Origin of the sequence: Stenotrophomonas maltophilia (assembly GCF_023518235.1) — a bacterium.
GTDB lineage: Bacteria > Pseudomonadota > Gammaproteobacteria > Xanthomonadales > Xanthomonadaceae > Stenotrophomonas.
The window spans coordinates 569,036-589,603 of record NZ_CP090423.1 but is presented as its reverse complement, the minus strand read 5'-3'; the positions used below and the strand labels follow the sequence as shown (position 1 = coordinate 589,603).

Below are 20,568 nucleotides of genomic sequence, written 5' to 3'. Positions count from 1 at the left end.
GCCATTACTGGATCTTGAACTCGATACGACGGTTGCGTGCGCGCCCATCGTTGCTGGTGTTGTCGGCCACCGGCTCGTCCGGCCCCTTGCCCAGCACGTCCATGTGGCTGCCCGGGATGCCCTTGGCCATCATGTAGTTCTTCACCGCCAACGCGCGTGCGTGGCTCAGTGTCAGGTTCGACTCGCGCTGACCGACATTGTCGGTATGGCCGATGATCAGGAAACGGCTGTCCGGCATCTGCGCCATCTTGGCCACCATCTCATCAAGGATGCTCATGCCGAAGGGCGTCAAACGCGCGCTGCCACTCTGGAACTCGATGATGCGGTTGGCCAGGGTCTGGTCCAGCACATTCTGCTGCGAGCCCACCTTCAGCGCATTGGTCACCGTGTAGCTGGTGTTGCTGGCCAGGCTGAGGTCACTGGCAACCTGCTGGCGCAGGGCCTCGTTACCCACTTCACCGGTGATGCGCACGGCCTGGCCATTGACCTCCAGCTTGCCCGGCGATACCCGCTTCAGACCCGGGTTGATCATGCCGGCGACATAGTCACCCCAGTTCGGAGGGGTGGCGATGGTTTCCACCTGGACGCGGTCGACCACCCGCTCGGCCCCGTACACCGCCCGCAGGTTGTTGAGCAGCTTGGCCTTGGTCGCCTGATCGGGCACCACGCCCTCGATCACCACCGGCCGCTCGCCGGCCGCCGTTGCAGCCGGCGCGTTCTGGGCAGCCAGTGGAGCGGCGGCGAGCAGCAGCGGCAGCACGAGATGGAAAGAATTGCACAGGCGCATCGTCAGGTTCCCAGGAAAGTCTCGCCAAACAGCTTGCGTGCGGTGGCCAGCGCCAGGTCGTCACGATCGAGGAAGCTGCCGAAGCGGTTGAGGTTGTAGTCGCCGCGCAGGTAGTCGTCCACCCACTCCGAATGCTGGATGCGGATCAGGAAGTCACCGGCTTCAGCCGGGTCCAGCACCGCGCGCAGCACCTGGCGATCGGCGCCGTTGAAACCGACGATCATGCTCGGTGCGGCGTCGTTGCGGATCAGCACGGCCAGCTCGAAATCGCCGCGGGCGACGAAACTGGACAGCAGATCCAGCCAGAACGCGGCCACCAACGGGCGGTAGGCCGGCTCGCGCACGAGCGGGAACACCAGGGCCTTGTCGATGTTGACGTCACCGCCACTGAGTACCGGCTGCAGCAGCAGGCCCAGGGCAGGCAGGACCTGGCGCAGGGCCACGTCGCCATGGCCGGAGTCGCGCAGCCGCTGTTCCAGGTCCGCCACGGTGGTGCTTTCCAGGAAGTCCTGGAAGCTGCCGTTGTAGTCGCCCGGGTCGGTGCTGATGCTGAAACGCGCATCGGCCAGCTGCGCCAGCGCCTGCGCCGCATCGCTGTCCTGGTAAGCCTGGCGCGCCAGCCGGGCCAGGCCCGACCAGGCGTTGGACATCGCCAACGGACTGCGACCGATGAACGGCAACGGCTCGGGCGCATCCAGGCGCAGCGCCGACAGCAGCGGGAAGCGCCGTTCGGACGCGTCGCGGCTGGCCAGGAAGTGGCCGCACAGCACCATCTTGCTGCGTGAACCGAGGAAGGCGTAGTGGATCTCCGGCGCCTCGTCGTAGCGCTGCTTCCAGTCCGGGCTCTGGCTCAGCAACTCCAGGCTCTCACCGGCCCAGCGATCGAGCCAGCCCAGCAGCTGGTGATTGTCGGCCGCACGGACGAAATCGCCGCGCGACGGCACCTTGCCGAAGTACGAGACCCCGGCACTGACCACCCGGCTCATCGCGCACCTCCTGCGGCCGGAGCCGGTGCAGCGGGAGCCGTGGCCGGCGTACCGGCGGCCGGCGCCTGCGGCGCAGCAGGCTCGCCACCTGCCACACGCTCGGGCAACTGCAGCCCGCGCTGCCAATCGCCGCCGCCCTGTGCCGCTTCGCCGGCGCGACGCACGATGCGCATTTCCACCGGGACCGATACGCCATTGCCGGTCCAGGTGATCCGGCTCGAATCATCCAGGCGCTCGACCTGGCCGGCCGACATCAGGCGGTTGACACCATTGGAGCCTGGCGCACTGAACACTTCGACGGTACGCCCGTCGCCGGTCACTGCGGTGATCTTTACACCCGGCACCTGGCCGACGTTCGGGTACTGCATGGTCGTCCACTGCGGCGGCGTGTTGCGGTAACGCAGCACCTGGCCGTCGATCTCGATGGTGTATTCCAGCGCACCGGCGGCCGGCGAAGGCAGCATCTCGAAGATGGTGGTGTCCTGCGCGGCACCGGCCGCCGAACCGCTGACCCAGTTGCCATAGTTGGCCACCAGCTCGGCCGACAGGTTCACGCCCTGCCCGGCCCAGCGGCGGGTCTCCAGCAGCGGGCCGCGCTGGATCACCAACGTACCCAGGGCTTCCTTGTTGAACGCAGCGATGCTGCCGCTGGCACCGAAAATGCCGGCGATGTCGCTCGGTGCCGCGTCCACATCGGAGCTCAGGTTGAACGGGTACTGCTGGCCGATGCGCGCCTTGAACGGATCGTAGACCTGGGCCTTCCAGGTCTTGTTGACCTCCGCCTCGGTCGGCGGGATCAACGCGCTGAAGGTCTGGGTCAGCGGGCGCAGCAGCAGCGGGCGCAAGGCTTCGCGCTGCTTCTCATCCAGCCCGGTCAGCACCTGCTCGTCGACCAGTGCCAGGCCAACGCTCAGCTCGGAGCCCTCGTTGCTGAAGGTGTCCTGCATCAGCTTGCGGGTGCCCACACCAATCTCGCCCTGGCTCTTGATTGCGTTCAGGCGGGCGCGCAGCTTGGCCAGCGTTTCAAAGTAGGCGGTCATCACCGCCGGCTGGTCGCCACGCTCGCTGGTCAGGCGGGCGATGCCCTCGAAGGCCTTGCCGATCGGACCCACCGGCTGCGCCGCCGCTGTTGCAGCCGGGTCCTTGCGCAGGATGGTGCGCTGGAACCAGGCCACGAAGCCCTTGCGCGCCTTGCTCGAACGCGCCAGCGCCTGCGGGTTGTCCCACACCGTCTCTTCGTTGATGCGCTCAAGCAGGATGCGCAGCGGCGAATTGCTGGCGTCGCCCAGCTTGTTGATGCGCGCCACGGCCTCATCGAAGGTGCTGAACTCGGCCACGCTCAGGCCCTGCACGAACTTGCTCCACTCGCGTGCATAGTCGTTCTTGTACATGTTGACCAGCTCACGCGAGACGTGCTCCGGGCTGCCGGCCAGCGAAAGGTCACTCTGCTCAGTGGTGCCCAGCACCCAGTCGGTGGTGCTGAGCTGGGTGTTGGCCGCCTCCTTGATCGCGTCCTGCACGTAGTCTTCCCACGCCTTGCGCGAGAACGCACCGGAGATCGCGTAGTTGCCGTTGATCATCCGGCCATTGCGCTCGACACCGATCAGGTTGTCGACCGTGGTGGTGGTAAAGCGTGCGCCGGCGCGCGCCTTGATCTGCGCATACACCCGCTCCATCGCCGGCTGGCCCTTCATCACCTGGCCCAGCGCCTGACGGGTGTCGGAGACAAGGGTGACCTTGTTCTGCACCTGCGGCCAGCTCGGCGCGCCGGCCTGTGCCACGTAGAAGGTCATCAGCTTCTCGGCGGCGCGCACCATTTCCTCGCGGCTCATCTGGCCACGGTTGGCTTCCAGCCAGGTGCGCCAGAACAGCGTCAGCTGCTGCGACAGGTGCGCGCCTTCCACATACTTGGGATTGCCCAGCATCAGGTAGGTCTTGAGCGCGTTGTAGGCGTCGTTGGTGCTGGTCGGCGAGGCGTTCTGGTACAGCACTTCACTTTCGGCGGCGGTGCTGTTGCCCTGGCCCAGCTTGCCACGCTCGGCCACCACCTGGCCCAGGTAGTTCTCCAGGTTGGCCACGGTCGGCGCCAGCATCACCTGCTGCATGCCGTGGTTGTACTCGCGCAGCAGCTTGTCGCGGATCGCCGAGCCCTGGTACAGGCCCAGGCGGGTGGTGATGCCCCCGTCCTTGCCGTAGCGGTCCAGCTGCTCCATGCGGTCCTGCAGCAGCAGCAACGCATCGATGCGCGACTTCAGATCCATGCGGTCCTTCTGCACGCGCACGGCCTGGTCCAGGTCCTTGGTGGCATTGGCCACCAGCTGTGCGTTGGTGGTGTAGGACCACGTCCACAGGCCCAGTGCCAACGCCAGTACGCCCACCGCGCCGAGGAACACGCCATAGCGCAGGCGGTTCTGGTGCGGGCTGGAGTACTGCCGCACCAGCTCCTTGTCGGCGAAGATGACCTTGCGGAACAGATCCTTCAGGAAGAACGCGGTATGCCCGGTCGGTGCCTCGTCCACGTTCGAGCCACGCTCCAGGTTGAACTGGCGGCCGACGCGTTCGGAGGCGTGATGCACCGAGCGCCCTTCCTGCAGCGCGCTGGAGAAGTAGAAGCCGCGGAACACCGGCTTGAACTGGTAGGGGTTGTCCTCGAACAGGGTGGCGATGAAGGTGCGCAGCGCCGGCTTGATGCCGACGAACTCCAGCGGCAGCGACAGCAGGCCCGGCGACACTTCGCGGCCACGCTGCATCGCCATGTGGGTCAGGCTCATCTCCTTGATGCCTTCGGCCAGCTCATCGAAATGGCTGTCGAACGCGGCCAGCGCGTCACCCTGCTGCTGCACATCGAACGGCAGCGTGGCGCCCCACACGTGCTCGCGCTCGCCCGGATCGAGGTTGCGGAAGAACTCGCTGAAACCGGCGATCAGGTCGGCCTTTGTGAACAGCACGTACACCGGCGCGAATACTTCCAGACGCTCGGTGATTTCCTGCACGCGCTGGCGCAGGTTCTTGGCCAGCTCGATGGCAAATTCCGGTTTGCTGCCGGACAGCTCGGCCAGGCTGGCGGCGATGATCACGCCATTGATCGGCGCACGCGGGCGGTTCTTCTTCAGCAGGCCGAGGAAGGTCAGCCACTCCATGCGGTCCTCGACGCTGACCGAGTAGCGGCCGGCGGTATCGAGCACGATGCCGTTGGTGGTGAAGTACCAGTCACAGTTACGGGTACCGCCGATGCCCTGCACCACGTTGCCGCGGTTGTCCTCGAACGGGAACTGCAGCCCGGAGTTAAGGATGGCGGTGCTCTTGCCGGCCGCCGGGTTGCCGATGATCACGTACCACGGCAGCTCGTACAGCGCGGCGTTGCCCTTCAGCACGCCCATCCGCGAGGACTTGATCTGCTTGACCGCATCCATCATCCGCGAGCGCAGCGCCTCGGTATCGGCGCGCTGCGCCGGTTGGGCACCGGCCACCGCCTTGTCCGCCTCATCCTTGACCATCGCCTCCACGCGTTTTGCCGCGCGCCGGGCCAGGATCCGCTTGATGATCCAGACCAGCAGTGCCAGCACCAGCAGGCCGGCCAGCACGATGGCCACCCAGATGCCGATCTGCCGCGCCTCGGCCTCACCGTAGTGGGCCAGCGCAGCGGCACCGACCAGGCCGATCACCATCCACAGGCGGTAATCGCGCAGGTAGTAGCTGAAATTGCTCAAACTCATGCAGGGATCCAGGGGTCAGGAGGCCGACGGCGCATCGGCCGCCAGCGTCGGGGAAGGAAGTGGGTCGACCAGGCCGAACAGGCGTTGCTGGTTGTCGGCCACGCCGAGCAGCAGCACGGGTTCGCTCTGGCGTTGCAGTTGTGCGTGGGCCAGCGCCAGCTGGGCCACCGGCAGTACCGGGCCCAGCTCGCCGGCGCTGAGCGCCAGGGCCAGGCTCTGCGGACTGAAATCGAGATCGGGGGCCAAAGTTGCGGCGATGGCGGCGGCATCCACCATCAGATCGCCGCGATGATCGGCATCGTGCAGTACGAACCGGGCCTGGCCGCTGTCAGCGCCCAGCGCCGCATGCCACTGGCTTGCCAACGCCGCCAGCTGGCGGCGCTGCTCGGCCGGGCGCTGGCCTTCAATCTGTTCGGCGCGCACCAGCTGCGGCCGCCACAGGCGGCCATCCCCCTCGCGCGCGGCGTGCGTGCTGGCCAGCAGGACACCCGAGGCGCCTTCACCCGGCACGCGCCCGTCAGGATCCCTGGCCGTCGCCAGCACACCGCTGGCCTCCCAGGCAGAGACGATGCCCGGATCGATGCTCGACGACGCCGCCAGCAGCAGATGCCAACGCGGCGCGGACGACGCATGCAGCGCGTCGATCACCCGCTGCAGGTGCGGCCACACCTCGCGCGCGCCGTCGAGCGTGGTGACGCATACGTCGAAGCGGCGCGCATCCAGGCCTGCCGTGCGCGCCTGTTGCAGCAGCCAGTCCTGCACCCACGGCCGCAGCGCATCGGACCAGCTGCCCGGCACCAGCAATTCGAGGGTGAGCACATTCTCCACGCGCTGCTCATCGCGGCGGCGCAGGCCGGCCACCACCACTTCTTCGGAGGCTTCGATCTCCGGCAGCGTCGTGAAGGCGACCTCCAACAGCCGCTCCAGCACCGGCTGCAACAGCGCCAGTGCGCGGCGCTCGTGCGCGGCGGTATCGATGCCGTCCTGGCGCACCTGCAGCACCTCGAATTCGTCCAGGCCCGGCGCAGCGCTCATCCGCAGCGGCAGGTTGTAGTTGTCGCGGAAGCGGCCATCGAGGGCGGGACGTGGCGGCGCTGCCGCCACCGCCAGCAGCGCCTGCGGGTCGAGGTCGACGCCCAGCTTCAGTTCGCCGGCCAGCAGCGCAACGGCCGGCACCTGCTGCGCAGGCTCTGCGGCAGGACGGGCCGCGCCCGTTGCCGGTCCGGGCGCGTCATCGCCGGCCTTGGCCAATGCTGCATCGGCGCCACGCCGCGCTGCACTGCGCAGCATGAAGCCGGCGCCACTCAGGCCGACCGGCAGCAGGCCCAGATAGGCCAGCATCTGCATGCCGGTCGGTACGGTGCCGCTGTTGCGCCAATAAAGAATCGTTGCGCCCCAGGTGGCGATGAAGACCATCACCACCGACGCTGCCTTGCCCAGCCATCCCGCCATCAGTTGCCGTGCTCCATGCGCTGCTCCCGTCGACCGCGTCGTTCAGCGCAGGCCAGTAGTGGCCTGTGAGGCCATCAGTGTCGCCCCGCACGCGGTGCGGTCGCCATCGCGCGCCACCGGCTGACCGTCGATCATCACCGTGGCATCGCCACTGACGATCGTGGTCGCGCCATGCACGGCGCACACGGCACGGTCGCCCACCCGGGCCACCGGCTTGCCATTGATGTCGGTCTGGCCGGTGCCTGCCACCACGCTGCCTCCGTGGCTGAGCTTGTCACCGACGACGATAAACGGTCGTGCCATCCATCATGCTCCTTGATCCTGTGTGACCTGGCGCTCCATCGCCCCCTGTTCCCCGGCGACCCAGATCATCGCCGTAACCATACCAGTACCGCCCGGTGGTTATCACCCTTGGCGTGACAGTTCTTCACGCTTGGCCGCACGCGCCGCGCGGCAACGCGATGTCATTTCCACGTGAACATAATCCTTGATGCTGCGCCAGTTCCCACCCCAGTCCAGCCCGGCCTGTTCAGCCAGCTCCCCGTAGAGGAAATAACCGCGCTTGGTCCATTCGTCGTTCATGTCCCACTGCAGCTTGCCATCGCGAATCGGCGCACTGTCCACACCGAGCCCGTACTGGTGGCAGCTCTGCCATGCGCCAGCGCGTGTGGCCTTGCCCCCGGCCATCAGCTCGGCCTGCCGCTGCGGGCTGCGATAGCCTTCGATCAACACCATTTCGTAGCCGTACTGGCGGCGCATCACCTCGTAGATGGCCAGCACGCGCTGCTGCAGATCGGCATCGATCTGGTCCCACTTGCGATCTGCCGTCACGATTTCAGGCCGCAGACGACGCACCTCGGCAGTGGTGAACACTTCCGGCGGCGGCGGTGGCGGCGGGGTCAGACGCTCCCCCCGCAGCAACTGCGCCACCATCGAACTCGACTCCGCCAGATCATCGCCGCGAAAATCTTCGAGCACCACCGTCTGACGTGTGATCAATATCACAGTTGGCGGAATCAACAGCGCCGCGGCCGCGATCGCGATAATCGGCCAATGGCGGCGCAAGGCACTGTGTGCGGCACCGGCTTCTTCACGAACCCCACTGCGCACCCGGGTCACACCGTGACCGACTTTATCCCCCACCCGGCCCGCCCTGCGACGGAATCCACCCAGCCGGCGCGCCAGCGCTTCGCGCAGCGATTCCACCGTTTCGGGAAACAACAACACCCAGCACACCACGGCTACAAGCACTAGAGCCGCAATGGCAGCAACCACGATTGGCAACACCGGTCCTCCCTGACACGTAATCTGGTTGACGCCCCACCGCCTTTCACTAAGAATGCGGAAATTCGCTTCGGCAGATGCCGACTCAAACCAAGGGCTGGATGCACTTGAATAATGGCGGAATCAATCGGCCAAGTCTGCTCTCAGGGGGAGCGCAGGCAAAAGGCCAGACCCCGAATTCGGGCCGTATTCTGGCAGACATGGAGGGCCGGCAGGCGACCGCGTCGCCCCGTGCTGCGCGTGTATCGTCAGGCGGCAACCGTCGCCTCGGCCTATGGCTGGCCATCGCGGGGACCGTGGCGGTCATCGCCGGGCTGACCGTCTGGGGCATGTCCGGCAGCGATGACTATCGCGAGCCCGGCGAGTATTCCCTGACCCCGGAAACGCCCCATGCCACCGGCCATCCGGATATTCCGGCAGGCACGCCACGTGATGGCGCTGCGATGATCGTCGATGCACCGGCCGCTGCGGGTGATCCGGCGTTGCCCGCACCTGCACCGATGGAGAACGCGACCGCTCCAGCCGAAGCTGCTGCCGCGACGGCCGCTGCCGGTGCCTCGACCGCTGCCGCAGCGCCAGCGGCGTCTTCACGTGGCGCGGCGCGCAGCAGCAGCCGCAGCTCTGCGCCAGCGGCCGGCAGCAAGGGCAAGCAGGATGAAAACCTGCTCGGCACCTTGCTGGGCATCATCAAGGAAGAAGACAAGACCAAGGCGAAGGCCAAGAGCCAACCGCAGAACATGGATGACTTGATCGCGCAGATCGAGGCCGACCAGCGCAAGCGCACCGAAGACGAGCGCGCGGCCTTCGAGCGCGTGGCCAGCAAGAAGTCCGCCTCCACCGAATCGAACATCCAGGCCCAGCTGCGCGCCTGCCCGAGCCCGGCATCGTTGAAGGGCGTCGATTGCCGCCGCCGGATCTGTGCAGCGGTGAGCGGCAAGGACCCGGCCTGCCCGGCGATGTGACCTGCTTTTGTAGAGTCGAGCCATGCTCGACTCGGCTCATTCCGATCGCATACACGCAGCCTCCGCGGGATCGCACAAGCGAGTCCGTTCCCAGCGGCAACCCAAATCAAGGTGATCGCCTGCGCGTCCTCGCACCGCAGCGCGGTGTTCATTTGGCGCGCTGCATCTACTTCCAGCGAGCATGGCCCGACCAAGGGAATCGTTCATGTCCACGCCTACCCTCCGCACTGCAGTGCTGTTGGCCATCCTCTCATTCACCACGTCCACATCCGCCCAGGTGGAAACATCCCCCGCCAGGCGAAGCGCGGCTCCGGTGCTGAAACGCAGCAGAAGATCATTTCAGACCTGGTTGCGATCAAGGGTGGCACGTTCCTCATGGGCGATTTTGGCCCCGTGCACAACGAGGACAAACTGCCCTACAGCGGGGAAATGAATGATGACGTTCTCCGCAGGATCACGCTGGACGGCTTCTCGATCATGGCCCACAAGGTATCGATTGAGGATTTTGATGCTTTTACGGACGCGACTGGCCGCCCGAGGGTAGGCACTTCGACGATTGACGCAAAGCGATATCGCGCCGATCCCAAGGCCGCTGCCGGAGTGAAGTGGCAGGACGCCATGGACTTCTGCACGTGGACCCGAAAGGGATCAGGCCGGAAGCCCACACTTCCAACCGAGGCACAGTGGGAATACGCGGCGCGATCGGGAGGCAAGATGGTTTTGTTCGCGACCGACACAGGAGCCATTGATGATGGTCGCAATGTTGCGAGTTACTCCCAGTACCAAGACGGAAGCGGGACTGCTTTGGGCAAGTTCCCTCCCAATCCGGCTGGACTCTACGACATGACCGACCATGGCTACGAATGGGTCCAAGACTGGTATGAGGAAAGCTACACCGCAGGAGATGCAAGCAACCCTCTCGGTCCGAAGAAAGGAACGGAGAAGGTCATTCGAGGAAACGACAGTCACGGTGGTGATTCGCTTGTATTCGTAGCCATGACGTTTGCGCGGGATCATCGCCCCCCCGAATCCTCCGAAGTTTAGAGACATCGATGGGAGTGAGATTGATTCCAACCAGAACGGAAGCCATGGATTCCGCTGCGCCGCGCAGGACTAGGGTCAGACCATTCCCGTTTCTGCACTCGCCCTCACGGGCAAGATGTGGGGATCTTGAAGACCCCCGTCACAGAAGCCCCATAGCCCCCGCACAGCGTTCACTCACGGCAATGTGACCGTTGCTAATATGCGAGCCTCGGCCAAAGGAATCCTTCATGTCTATGTTCTCGCTTCGGACAGCTGTCCTGTTAGCCATCCTACCGCTCACTACCTCGGCGTGCGCGAAGGAGGAAAGGTCATCCCCCCAGGCAGAACGCGGCTCAGGTGCTGAAACGCAGCAGAAGATCATTTCGGACCTGGTTCCGATCAAGGGTGGCACATTCCTCATGGGCGATTTTGGCCCCGTACACAACGAGGACAAACTGCCCTACAGCGGAGCAATGAATGATGACGTCCTCCGTAAGATCACGCTGGACGGCTTTTCGATCATGGCCCACAAGGTATCAATCGAGGATTTTGATGCCTTTACGGACGCAACCGGCCGCCCAAAAGTAGGCACGACCAAGATCGACGCTGATCTGTATCGTGCAGACCTCAAGGCTGCCGCCGGAGTGAAGTGGCAGGACGCCATGGACTTCTGCACATGGGCCGGGAAGGGGTCTGGGCGTAAGCTCACCCTTCCAACCGAGGCGCAGTGGGAATTCGCAGCGCGATCGGGAGGCAAGATGGTTTTGTTCGCGACCGATACAGGAAGTATCGATGATGGTCGCAATGTGGCGAGCTATTCCCAGTACGACGACGGTAGCGGAACTGCCTTGGGCAAGTTCCCCCCCAATCCGGCCGGACTATACGACATGACAGATCACGGCTATGAGTGGGTACAGGATTGGTACGAGGAACACTACACGGGAGGAGATACCAAGAATCCTCTTGGCCCGAAGAAGGGAACCGAAAAGGTAATTCGGGGAAATGCCAGTCGCGGCGGTGATTCACTGGTATTTGTTGCCATGACGTTCGCGCGTGATCACCGGCTTCCGGATCCACCCAAGCTCAAGAATGCTCACGGAAATGACATTGACGCAAATCAGAACGCGAGCCATGGGTTCCGCTGCGTCGCTCAGGATTGAGGGCTGGGCACCCCCTCGAACGCATCAGGCGGGCGGCAGACTGCTGCCGCCACCCAACGTTCATGCAAGCATGGTCTGATCGTCCCGGTCCAGCCAAAGCCCCGGAGGGTCCATCATGGCGAACGTCGGCGCCTCAGTGCCGTCGAGCGAAGCCAATTGGACCGGGTCATTGATCTTCATGATCTGGGCTACTTCATACCCCTTCGGGAATTCGTTGAGCAGCTTCGAGCGCTTCTCAAGAAATGATTGCAGATACGAATTTCCCACATCCCCGACCTTGTCGCGGGAGCGCTTGTTCATCGTCCCGAACACATTCGGGAGATCATTGTTCAACGAGTAACCGTAGTCGAGGAAGCGCACCACGTCGCCTTCCGCCTTTCCTCCGTCGGACCGCCGCTTCCCTTCGATCGTCATGTGCTGCATGACATTCATCCATTCCGGCCTGGATGTGACAGGCTGCAGAATATTCAGTACAGCCTGCTTATGTCCCGGGAGTGCGTGGATCTCGATGTCGCCCCAACCCGGAGAGACCTCTGGAAGATTGCGCGCGTGTGATTCAGGGTAATGCCGGGTAACAGCGTAGAGCAGCATCCCTCGGGTCTCAGGCGTCGCGTAAATGAGCCAGTCCGGCTTGCTGTTGATGCGATTGACGAGCGCATCGCGGGCACTGGCACGCTCCAACCTGCCCTGGAGGTCCTTGAAGCCCGCATCTATCTGCGCAACGGTCTGAGCCAAAGATCTCCCCATATCGCTGTCCTCCGCAATCACCATGAACAGCAATTTGGATAGCGCCTGGAAAGCATCCTGCGCGATGTAGGTGAGCTTGATGAATCCCGAGTGGGCCAACTGGTAGAACACCCACTTCACGAACTCCCGCATACCACCGGCGTCCACCGCAAAATCCACTGCCCCCTTGGCGCCTACACCCCAGCAGAGCCGCGCAGACGCGCGGATGCGGAACTTCCCGCTATTGAAGTAGATGTTCAGTTGCGCACTTGCGCCGGCACCCGCATTGACCGCGACATCCAACGCGATCTTGGCAAAGCTTACAGGCTCCTTGCGGTCTGGCGGCAGCCACCGCAGATCACCGGAAGGAGTGATGCCGCCCTCCACACCCGCGAACACTTCGGCTGTCAGCTGAACACCCGCCCCGCTTCCCTTCGGAGCCGATTCGTTCATACCCAACATCCGCACACGTGCCGGATCAAGCTGTGCGCGTGGCAGCCCTCGCTGGCTGTCAAAATTTTCAGCGAGCGATTGCGAGCGGTCACGCTGCTGCGCGCTGGCAACGGGCTTCTTGCCTACATATTTGATTTCAGCAGAGCCGGCGAGCGTCCCCTTGGCACCAACGAAACCGTACAGTTCACAGGCCAGTACGAAGACGATTGCGCCGAGATCAACGTCACCAAACTGCATCTGCCAACCCTTGATGCTGGGCACGGAGTAGCTGTGGGTCCATTTCCCCTCGAACAGAATCAGCTTGGCCGACGCACTTGCCTCGGCCTTCGCGGCAGCGACGCCCTTTGACGGATTCCAGGTCGCGGCACTACTGGCTCCCGCACCGGCAACAAAGCGCAGCCACTGGGATGCACTCGCAACCTCGTAGGAGTCACTCTTCTTTACATGCTCCACAAACTCATTGCCACCGGCGTCGATGATGTCAAAGACGAACGGATCCATCTTTGTCTCGGCTTTGGCCTGCAACGTGATCGAGCGAATCGATTTCTTGAAGTCCTCGGCATCGAAAGGCTTGGTGCTTGTGACCTCGTGCTTTCCTTCGCTTGAGCCGCTCACTGGCCCGCCCTTCACCTTGGTTCCGACCGACGTATTCACCGCTATCGGAATGCCCTTGATGCGGCGCTTCTTGAGCTCTTCGTATTTCTTCGCCGGGATATAGCGTCGGCGCAGACCAGAGCGATCGGCCAGGCTGCCGTTTCCTGCATGGCGCCCCTTGTCATAGGTCTCGAAGGTGACAACCTCCTTGAGGTCGGTCAACTTGGAGAAATTGTCATTGAGCATCTTCGCCACATCATCTTCGGCGATACCCAGCGCTTTTTCGGCAGCGGCGACCGCCGCCGCATCGCGGCCCTGCAGGGCATTGTCGAGGTTCGCCCTGGACCGATGCAGGCCGGCCATGGTGTTCTCGATCATGCCACTCAGTTCTTCAAACTCACTCCACACATCCGGCGTCAGCAGCAGAAGCTCCTGCGCTTCGGCATTGAGCACTGCGGGCGCGCTGATCTTGCCGTCCACCTTGGCAGTGCGGCCCTGCCCGGACTCGCTCATCGCGACCTGGCTCTTCATGCCCAGTACGTACAGTGTCGTCGATTGTCCCTTGATCAGGGGGTCCAGCATGTCGGTGCTGCGGCCGACCTTGGTGCCCGGCAGATTGAAGTGGAACCGACGACGACCGTTGCAGGTGATGCGCGGCGTCATGCCGTTCTTGTCGGTGTTTCCCTTGATGGGGCGGCCCGCGGCGTCGTTACCGGCAACTTCACGCCCCTTCGCATCCACGCCATAGGCCAGATAGGGCGCATTCGGGATCGCCTTCTGGTCGGCCTGCATCTGGAACTTCACCCGGAAGTACGGCTGCAGCTCAAGCGCGCACTGGATCGGCGCCATCGTCATGATGGTGCTGTTGAGCTGAAGCTCGATATCGTGCGAGACCGCCTTCTTCTGGCGGCCGGCGAAATCCGGTTGCGCCCACTTGCGCTGGTCGAAGTCCCAGACTTCCAGTTGGAATCGAATTGTTGTGGGCGGAAGGAAAGGAACCTGCGTAGCAGGTTTGACCCCCTTGTCCAACGGGTTCTGTAACGGATTCGGCGTGGTGTTCACGAACTTCGTGAGGCCCTGCGCGTCGGTGGTTCCGTTGACGACTTCGTTGCGATCAGGCAGCTGCAGGATCCGGTAGCGGACCTTCGCGGCGGGACGCTGCTGGCCGTTATCGGCCAGATAGTAGAGTCTGAAATTTCCGGTTGCCATGGTGTCTTCCTTGTCGCGCGGCGGTCGTCAGCGCGCTTACGCTTCGTCGTTGAGGTAATAGCCTTCGTGCTTGGTTTCACCGTCGCCGACGAAGAGATGGATGTTCTGCGGGCCTTTGGTCACCACCTGCTCGGTTTCACCCTGCGCATTGGTGGTGCCCTCCCGTGTACTCCCATCGGGCATGACCAGAACGTACGGCGAGTTCGGCATCGGCTGTCCCGCATAGTCGCGAAGCACGTACTTGAGCTTGTAGGCATCTGCAGGATTCGGCAGAACGAGCGGCGCAGTAACACTCGCCGGCCCCACCCAATCCCGCTGGCTGGCCTTGAACTCCACCTTGCCCGGCGCGCCCAGCTCGATGTTGTCGCCCTCAATGCGGATGTAGGCACCAGCCGCCGTCGCCAGCAGATGCTTGCTCGGTGCCGACAGCTGCACATCCGCCTCAGTGCTGGCGATACGCACCTGGGTCTTGGCTGCCACGATCATCTGGTGCTTGTGCGCGCGCGCACTCACCTTGCCCTGCGCGGCGTGCAGCGCGATGCCGCGCTCCTGGTTCGGGCTTTCACCGCTGGGCTGCACGCCGGCGGTGTACAGCACCAGCCCGCCGGACACCGCCATCGTCAGTGAGCCCTGCGTCATCCAGTTCAGCGCCACGCCGCTGGCCAGCGTGGTGTGGGTGCCGCTCACCCACACCTGGTCGGCCGGGGTCAGGCTCAGCACGCCGGCCACGCCACTGCCCAGCAGTACCGGCGCACTCCAGCCCGGCGCTTCGCCATCGCCCCCGGCGATGCTGCCGGCGGCGCTGCCGCTGTGGGTGGCGCGCAGCGTCTCCTGCAATTCGGTCAGCGTGGCGTCCACCGGCAGTTCGGTCGGGTCGTTGGGCAGCTGCGCCTGCTGGTTGACCGCCGATTCGGCCAGCTGCTGCAGCAGCTGCTGGCTTTCCTGCAGCTGGCTCAATGCCTGCGGCGCCGCCATCTGTGGCGTGCCCTGTTCGGTAGTCAGCAGCAGGCCACGGCCGGCGCGCAGCGCGCCCTGGGCCTGGGTGGACAGCTCCACGCCAAAGCCGCGCTCGCCCTCGCGCACGTTGTCCTGGCCGCCCTTCAGGTGGCCCAGGGTCAGCGTGGTCTCGTGCTGGGTGGTGGACAGCTGCGCGCGGCCCTGCCCGGGCGTGTCGTCGAAGCGCAGCTGCTGGTAGCCGCCGGTACCGCCCTGGCTGTCGGCCAGCGCCTGGCTCTTGAAGCCGGTGTACACCGCGGCGTGGTCATTGCCCTCGAACCAGGCGGCGGCGTTGCCGGTGGCGCTGGCGCCCCCGCCATTGATCTGGTTGTGCGGTGCGTCCTGCTGGCCGCGCCCGTTGTAGACCGCACCGACCACCACCGGGCGGTCGATGTCGCCTTCCAGGAACGCCACCAGCACTTCCTGGCCGCGCCGCGGCAGCACCACGCCGCCCCAGTTGTCGCCGGCCCAGGGCGTCATCACCCGCACCCAGGTCCAGGCGCCACCGTTGGCCGGGGCGTTGTCGTCACCACCGGGATGGGCCAGCCCGCTGCTGGCGTTGCCGCCGCGCTGCCACGGGAACTGCACCTTGATGCGGTGGTCGCGGTCGGACAGCAGCGGCTCGCCGTCACTGACCACGATCGCGCTGAGCGTGCCGGTGATGGTCGGGCGCGGATGCAGATGCGCGCCGTGGCCGTCCTCGGTCTGCGGCCGGTAGCTCACCTCGGCCGGAATGGCGACGAAGCGGTTGTCGTAGAACGCGGTGGACACCTCGCCGGGGGCATCGCCGTAGGCCAACCCGGACAGCGCGCCCGGCAATGCCGGCGCGGCCACGCTGGAGGGGCCCAGTGCCTGCTCCAGTGCATCGAACACGTCGGCATCGAGGTTGTTGCGTGCCTGGTGGTGCACCGACAGGCACAGGAACTGTGCGTCCTCGCCCACCTGCGGATGCTGCGACAGGCCGAAGCGCGCGCCCGGCGCCAGTGCCCGCCATTGGCCGGCACCGTCGATGGTATGCGCGCGCACGCGCAGCGCGTCCAGATGCTGCTGCGCGCGGCGCTGGCCGCGGGCGTTGTCCTGCCAGCCGTAGGGGCCGCAGGTGTCGCGGTCGACGATGCCGAGGTCGTTGCTCTGCGCGGCCTCGGCGCTGGCCTGGCGCCGCTCCAGGGTGCGGTAGTCCCAGGTCGCACGCTCGACCTTGCCCGGTCGCCAGCGGTGCGCGGTGGACCACTGCTGCACGCTGTCGCTGCGCTCGCTTTCGTCGCGGCGATGGAAGCGCACGCTGCCCAGTTCGGCGGTGTCGTGGCTGTGGTCGGCCAGCACCAGCGTGTGCGCGCCGAAGTCCGTGCCGCCGGGCTCGCCGGCATGCTCGAACCAGTAATAGATGCCCTCTTCGGCCAGCAGGCGCTGGACGAAGGCCAGGTCGCTCTCCTGGTACTGGGTGGTCAGGCTGCGTCGTGCGTACTGGCTGGCGTCACCCAGCGACCAGCGCCAGGCCGGGGCCAGCCCGCTGTAGTCGGCAAACAGGTCTTCGACGATCTCGACCACGGTCTTGTCGTGGAAGACGTAGCTGTCCACCCGCTGTGACAGGAACGCCAGCCACGGCTGCAGGCGCAGCCGGTAGCGGGCCAGGCCGCCGTTGCTGCCCAGCCGCTCGGCGGCGGTGATGCGGCCATGCAGCGGGCGCACGCTGCCATCGGCCTGTTGCAGCTGCAGCAGCGCGCCCTGCCCGATCAGCGGTGCCAGCTGCAGCCCGGCGTCCAGCGACAGGGCGGTGATCGTCCACTGGAAGCCGAGGCCGTCGATCTGCTCGACACCATCGAGGGTTTCGGCGACCAGCACGTCGCTTCCCAGCGACGTGTGCAGCCGCAGGAAGCGCTGTGCGTGCGAGGGGCCGGCCAGGGCCGCCCGCAGGTTGTTTACCAGGTCCATGGTGTTTTCCCGACGTCCCCTACTTCAAGGTGGTCTGCATGCGACGTGCGCATCGGTTGCCTCCGCTTCCCGCTTCCGCGCGGCCTGCGTCCCGACCGGGGCGCAGGCACGCACAGCCATCAGGCCGCCTGGACGATCTCTTCCAGCTGCAGGCGCACGCCCTCGCTGATCTTCAGGCGGTAATCGCGGCCACCGGCGGTGATCTGCAGCTCGCGCACATTGCTCACCAGCTGCGGCTTGCCGACCACCGGGGCATCCATGTGGATGCGCCAGGAACCGCGGCTGATCTGCGCGGCGATGTTGCGGGCATCCTGGCGGGCCGCCGGCACGGCGGTGTCCAGCAGTTCGATCACATGCTCCGGGCGCAGCCGGTTCCAGGCACGCACGCGGTCCAGTTCGCGACCCAGGCCCAGCTCCAGGCTGTCACAGTGGTTGAGGGCCGCTTCGCGGTCAAATCCATAGAATTCCATCAGCGTTCTCCTTCTGCTCAGTGTCATGACACTTTGTATTTGAAGTCACCCTTCTTGCCGGCGGTGACCTTGATGGCGTTGATCCGATTCCCTTCGGCCATTGCCGCCAGCACGCTCTCGGCGATTTCCGGCAGCAGGGTTCCATTGAGGATGTGGTCAACGTTGCGCGCACCCGAGTCCACTTCGGTGCAACGTGCAAGCACGGCCTCCACCAGGCTGTCGTCCCAGCTGAAGGTGGCCTTGTGATTGGCGATGACGCGGTCGCGGATGCGGCCGAGCTTGAGCGTGATGATCTGCGCCAGCACGTCATCGTTGATGGGGTAGTACGGCACCACCTTCAAGCGGCCGAGGAAGGCCGGCTTGAAAGTGCGCATCAGCACCGGCCGCAGCGCATCGGACAGCGCTTCCGCGCCAGGGATTTCCTCGGCCGGCTTGTTCAGGCAGGCCTGCATGATCTGCGAGGAGCCGATGTTGGAGGTGAGGATGATCAGCGTGTTGCGGAAGTCGATCTCGCGGCCCTCCGCGTCGTCCATCATGCCCTTGTCGAACACCTGGAAGAACATCTCCAGCACATCCGGATGGGCCTTCTCGACCTCGTCCAGCAGCACCACGCTGTACGGGTTCCGGCGCACCGCCTCGGTCAGCACACCACCTTCGCCATAGCCCACATAACCCGGCGGCGAGCCCTTCAGGCCCGACACGCTGTGCGCTTCCTGGTATTCGCTCATGTTGATGGTGACCAGCTTGCGCTCGCCGCCGTACAGGATGTCGGCCAGCGCCAGCGCGGTCTCGGTCTTGCCGACGCCGGACGGGCCGACGAACATGAACACGCCGCGCGGCTTGTTCGGGTCTTCCAGCTTGGCGGTCGCGGTGCGCACGCGCTGGGCGATTGCATCCAGGGCGTGGTCCTGGCCGATCACACGTTCAACCAGCAGCGTGCCCAGGGTACGCACGGTGCGGATCTCGTCCTTGACCATGCGGCCCAGCGGCACGCCGGTCCAGGCCGAAACGATCTCGGCGACCACGGTGCCATCGACCTGCAACGGCACCATCGGGGTCTCGCCCTGCAGCTCGCGCAGTTCAGCCTGCAAGCGCGCCAGCTCGGCGTGCTGCGGCGACAGTTCCGGCCTGGCCTTGCCACGCTTGGTGGCCGGCTTGGCCACGGCCACATCGCCATCGGCGTCGTCGGCGGCAGCGTCGGTGTCGCGCGTTTCGTCGCCGCCCTGCTCCAGCTGCTGGCGCAACGCGGCGATCTGGCTGGCCAGCTCGCGCTCGCGGCCCAGACGCTCTTCATTGCTGGCCAGCACGGCCTGCGCTTCGGCCTGCTGCGTATGCAGTTCGGTCAGGCGATCAGCATGCTGGTCGCTGCCGCCGGCGGTCTCGCGCTGCAGCGCTGCGATTTCCGCCTGCAGGCGGTCCAGGTGCTTGCGCGTATCTTCGATGATGGCCGGCGTGGCGCTCTGGCCCAACGCAACCTTGGCACAGGCGGTGTCGAGCACGCTGACCGCCTTGTCCGGCAGCTGGCGGCCGCTGATATAGCGGTGCGACAGGCGCACGGCCTCGGTCACCGCCTCGTCCAGCACGCGGATGTTGAAGTGCGCTTCCATCAACCCGACCATGCCGCGCAGCATCGCCGCAGCCAGGGCTTCGCTCGGCTCTTCGACCTTGACCACCTGGAAGCGACGGGCCAGCGCTGCGTCCTTCTCGAAGTACTTCTTGTACTCGCCCCAGGTGGTCGCAGCGATGGTGCGCAACTCGCCGCGCGCCAGCGCCGGCTTCAGCAGGTTGGCCGCATCGTTCTGGCCGGCGGTGCCACCGGCGCCGATCATCGTGTGCGCCTCGTCGATGAACAGGATGATCGGATGCGGGCTCTTCTTGACCTCTTCGATCACGTTCTTCAGGCGGTTTTCGAACTCACCCTTGACGCTGGCGCCGGCCTGCAGCAGGCCCATGTCCAGCGTGTGCAGTTCCACGCCCTGCAGCACGTCCGGCACATCCTTGTCGGCAATCCGCCGAGCCAGCCCTTCCACCACGGCGGTCTTGCCGACGCCGGCCTCGCCGGTCAGGATCGGGTTGTTCTGGCGGCGGCGCATCAGGATGTCGATCACCTGGCGGATCTCGCCGTCGCGACCGATCACCGGGTCGATCTTGCCCTCGCGCGCCCGCTGGGTCAGGTTGGTGGTGAACTGGTCCAGCGCCGGCGTCTTCGACAGGCCGCCCTTGGCCTCACCCGGCACCACGCCCTCTTCCTGATCGCCCTCGCCCGGCGCCGAGGCGTCGGCGAAGCGCACGGTCTGCACCGCTTCCTGCGAGCCCTCGGTGAGCTTGGCGAAATCGTGCTTGAGTTCGTCGCGCTTGAAGCGCACGAACAGCTTCGAGCCGCGGTAGGCCAGCTGCGAAAGATCCGGCTCGGTCAGCAGCGCCAGCAGCAGGTGACCACTGCGGATGCGGGTGGTCTCCGAATCCAGCGAGGCGATCAGCCAGGCATGCTCGAACAGTTTGGGAATGTGCTGGGAGAACACCGGGGTGCGGCTGTTGCCGGTCTTGAACTGGCTGATCTCGTCGTTGAGGTCACGTTCCAGCGATTCGGGCAGGATGCCGCTGCGCCGTGCGATCAGCACGAAATCGCTCTGCGGCTGTTCAAGCAGGGCCAGGAACAGGTGCTCCAGGTCCACCTCGTAGTTGCCGCGCGCCATGCACAGGTTCGCCGCCCGCTCGGCCGCCAGCCGGCAGGTGTCGTCCAGTTTGCTGATCAGGGTCTTGAGGTTGATGCTCATGCGGAAACACGCACTCCTTGCTGGAACCGTTCGGGGGCCGG

General features: G+C 65.2%; 13 protein-coding genes. 3 read left to right on the top strand and 10 right to left on the bottom strand.

Annotated elements, in window-relative coordinates; translation table 11 throughout:
* Positions 1-4: 4 nt before the first annotated feature.
* From LZ605_RS03000 to LZ605_RS02975, 6 genes are all read right to left on the bottom strand, one after another.
* Entirely contained in the window at positions 5-787 is a 783-nt protein-coding gene (locus LZ605_RS03000) for an OmpA family protein (RefSeq protein ID WP_249843727.1), read from the bottom strand.
* 2 nt (positions 788-789) lie between these two features.
* Complete coding sequence (gene tagF / locus LZ605_RS02995; RefSeq protein WP_107230850.1) at positions 790-1,773, bottom strand: type VI secretion system-associated protein TagF; 984 nt, start codon at positions 1,771-1,773, stop codon at positions 790-792.
* Entirely contained in the window at positions 1,770-5,489 is a 3,720-nt protein-coding gene (gene tssM, locus LZ605_RS02990) for a type VI secretion system membrane subunit TssM (protein ID WP_249843726.1), read from the bottom strand. Before tssM ends, tagF begins: the two co-directional genes overlap by 4 nt.
* A gap of 15 nt (positions 5,490-5,504) precedes the next feature.
* Positions 5,505-6,941, bottom strand: a complete 1,437-nt coding sequence (locus LZ605_RS02985; protein WP_249843725.1) for a hypothetical protein — start codon at positions 6,939-6,941, stop codon at positions 5,505-5,507.
* Positions 6,942-6,983: 42 nt separating this feature from the next.
* Positions 6,984-7,244, bottom strand: coding sequence for a PAAR domain-containing protein (locus LZ605_RS02980; RefSeq protein ID WP_249843724.1), 261 nt, complete (start codon positions 7,242-7,244; stop codon positions 6,984-6,986).
* Between the two features lie 102 nt (positions 7,245-7,346).
* A complete protein-coding gene (locus LZ605_RS02975; protein WP_249843723.1) occupies positions 7,347-8,228 on the bottom strand; it encodes a M15 family metallopeptidase in 882 nt (293 codons plus the stop codon).
* Between the two features lie 293 nt (positions 8,229-8,521).
* Between LZ605_RS02975 and LZ605_RS02970 the strand changes: the two genes are divergently transcribed.
* From LZ605_RS02970 to LZ605_RS02960, 3 genes are all read left to right on the top strand, one after another.
* Complete coding sequence (locus LZ605_RS02970) at positions 8,522-9,187, top strand: hypothetical protein (RefSeq protein WP_249843722.1); 666 nt, start codon at positions 8,522-8,524, stop codon at positions 9,185-9,187.
* Positions 9,188-9,298: 111 nt separating this feature from the next.
* Positions 9,299-10,231 carry a formylglycine-generating enzyme family protein gene (locus tag LZ605_RS02965; RefSeq protein WP_249843721.1) on the top strand — a complete coding sequence of 311 codons (933 nt, stop codon included), beginning with the start codon at positions 9,299-9,301 and terminating at the stop codon, positions 10,229-10,231.
* Between the two features lie 227 nt (positions 10,232-10,458).
* Entirely contained in the window at positions 10,459-11,370 is a 912-nt protein-coding gene (locus tag LZ605_RS02960) for a formylglycine-generating enzyme family protein (protein ID WP_249843720.1), read from the top strand.
* Between the two features lie 60 nt (positions 11,371-11,430).
* Here LZ605_RS02960 and LZ605_RS02955 read toward each other — a convergent pair whose 3' ends face one another.
* The 4 genes from LZ605_RS02955 to tssH all read right to left on the bottom strand — a co-directional run bounded on the left by LZ605_RS02955 (position 11,431) and on the right by tssH (position 20,527).
* Positions 11,431-14,352: a DNA repair protein gene (locus tag LZ605_RS02955; RefSeq protein WP_249843719.1), complete on the bottom strand. Its 2,922-nt coding sequence runs from the start codon at positions 14,350-14,352 to the stop codon at positions 11,431-11,433.
* A 36-nt stretch (positions 14,353-14,388) separates the two neighbouring features.
* Complete coding sequence (gene tssI, locus LZ605_RS02950) at positions 14,389-17,280, bottom strand: type VI secretion system Vgr family protein (RefSeq protein WP_249843718.1); 2,892 nt, start codon at positions 17,278-17,280, stop codon at positions 14,389-14,391.
* Positions 17,281-17,399: 119 nt separating this feature from the next.
* Positions 17,400-17,750 carry a hypothetical protein gene (locus LZ605_RS02945; protein WP_008268344.1) on the bottom strand — a complete coding sequence of 117 codons (351 nt, stop codon included), beginning with the start codon at positions 17,748-17,750 and terminating at the stop codon, positions 17,400-17,402.
* Between the two features lie 23 nt (positions 17,751-17,773).
* Complete coding sequence (gene tssH / locus LZ605_RS02940) at positions 17,774-20,527, bottom strand: type VI secretion system ATPase TssH (RefSeq protein WP_249843717.1); 2,754 nt, start codon at positions 20,525-20,527, stop codon at positions 17,774-17,776.
* Positions 20,528-20,568 lie beyond the last annotated feature (41 nt).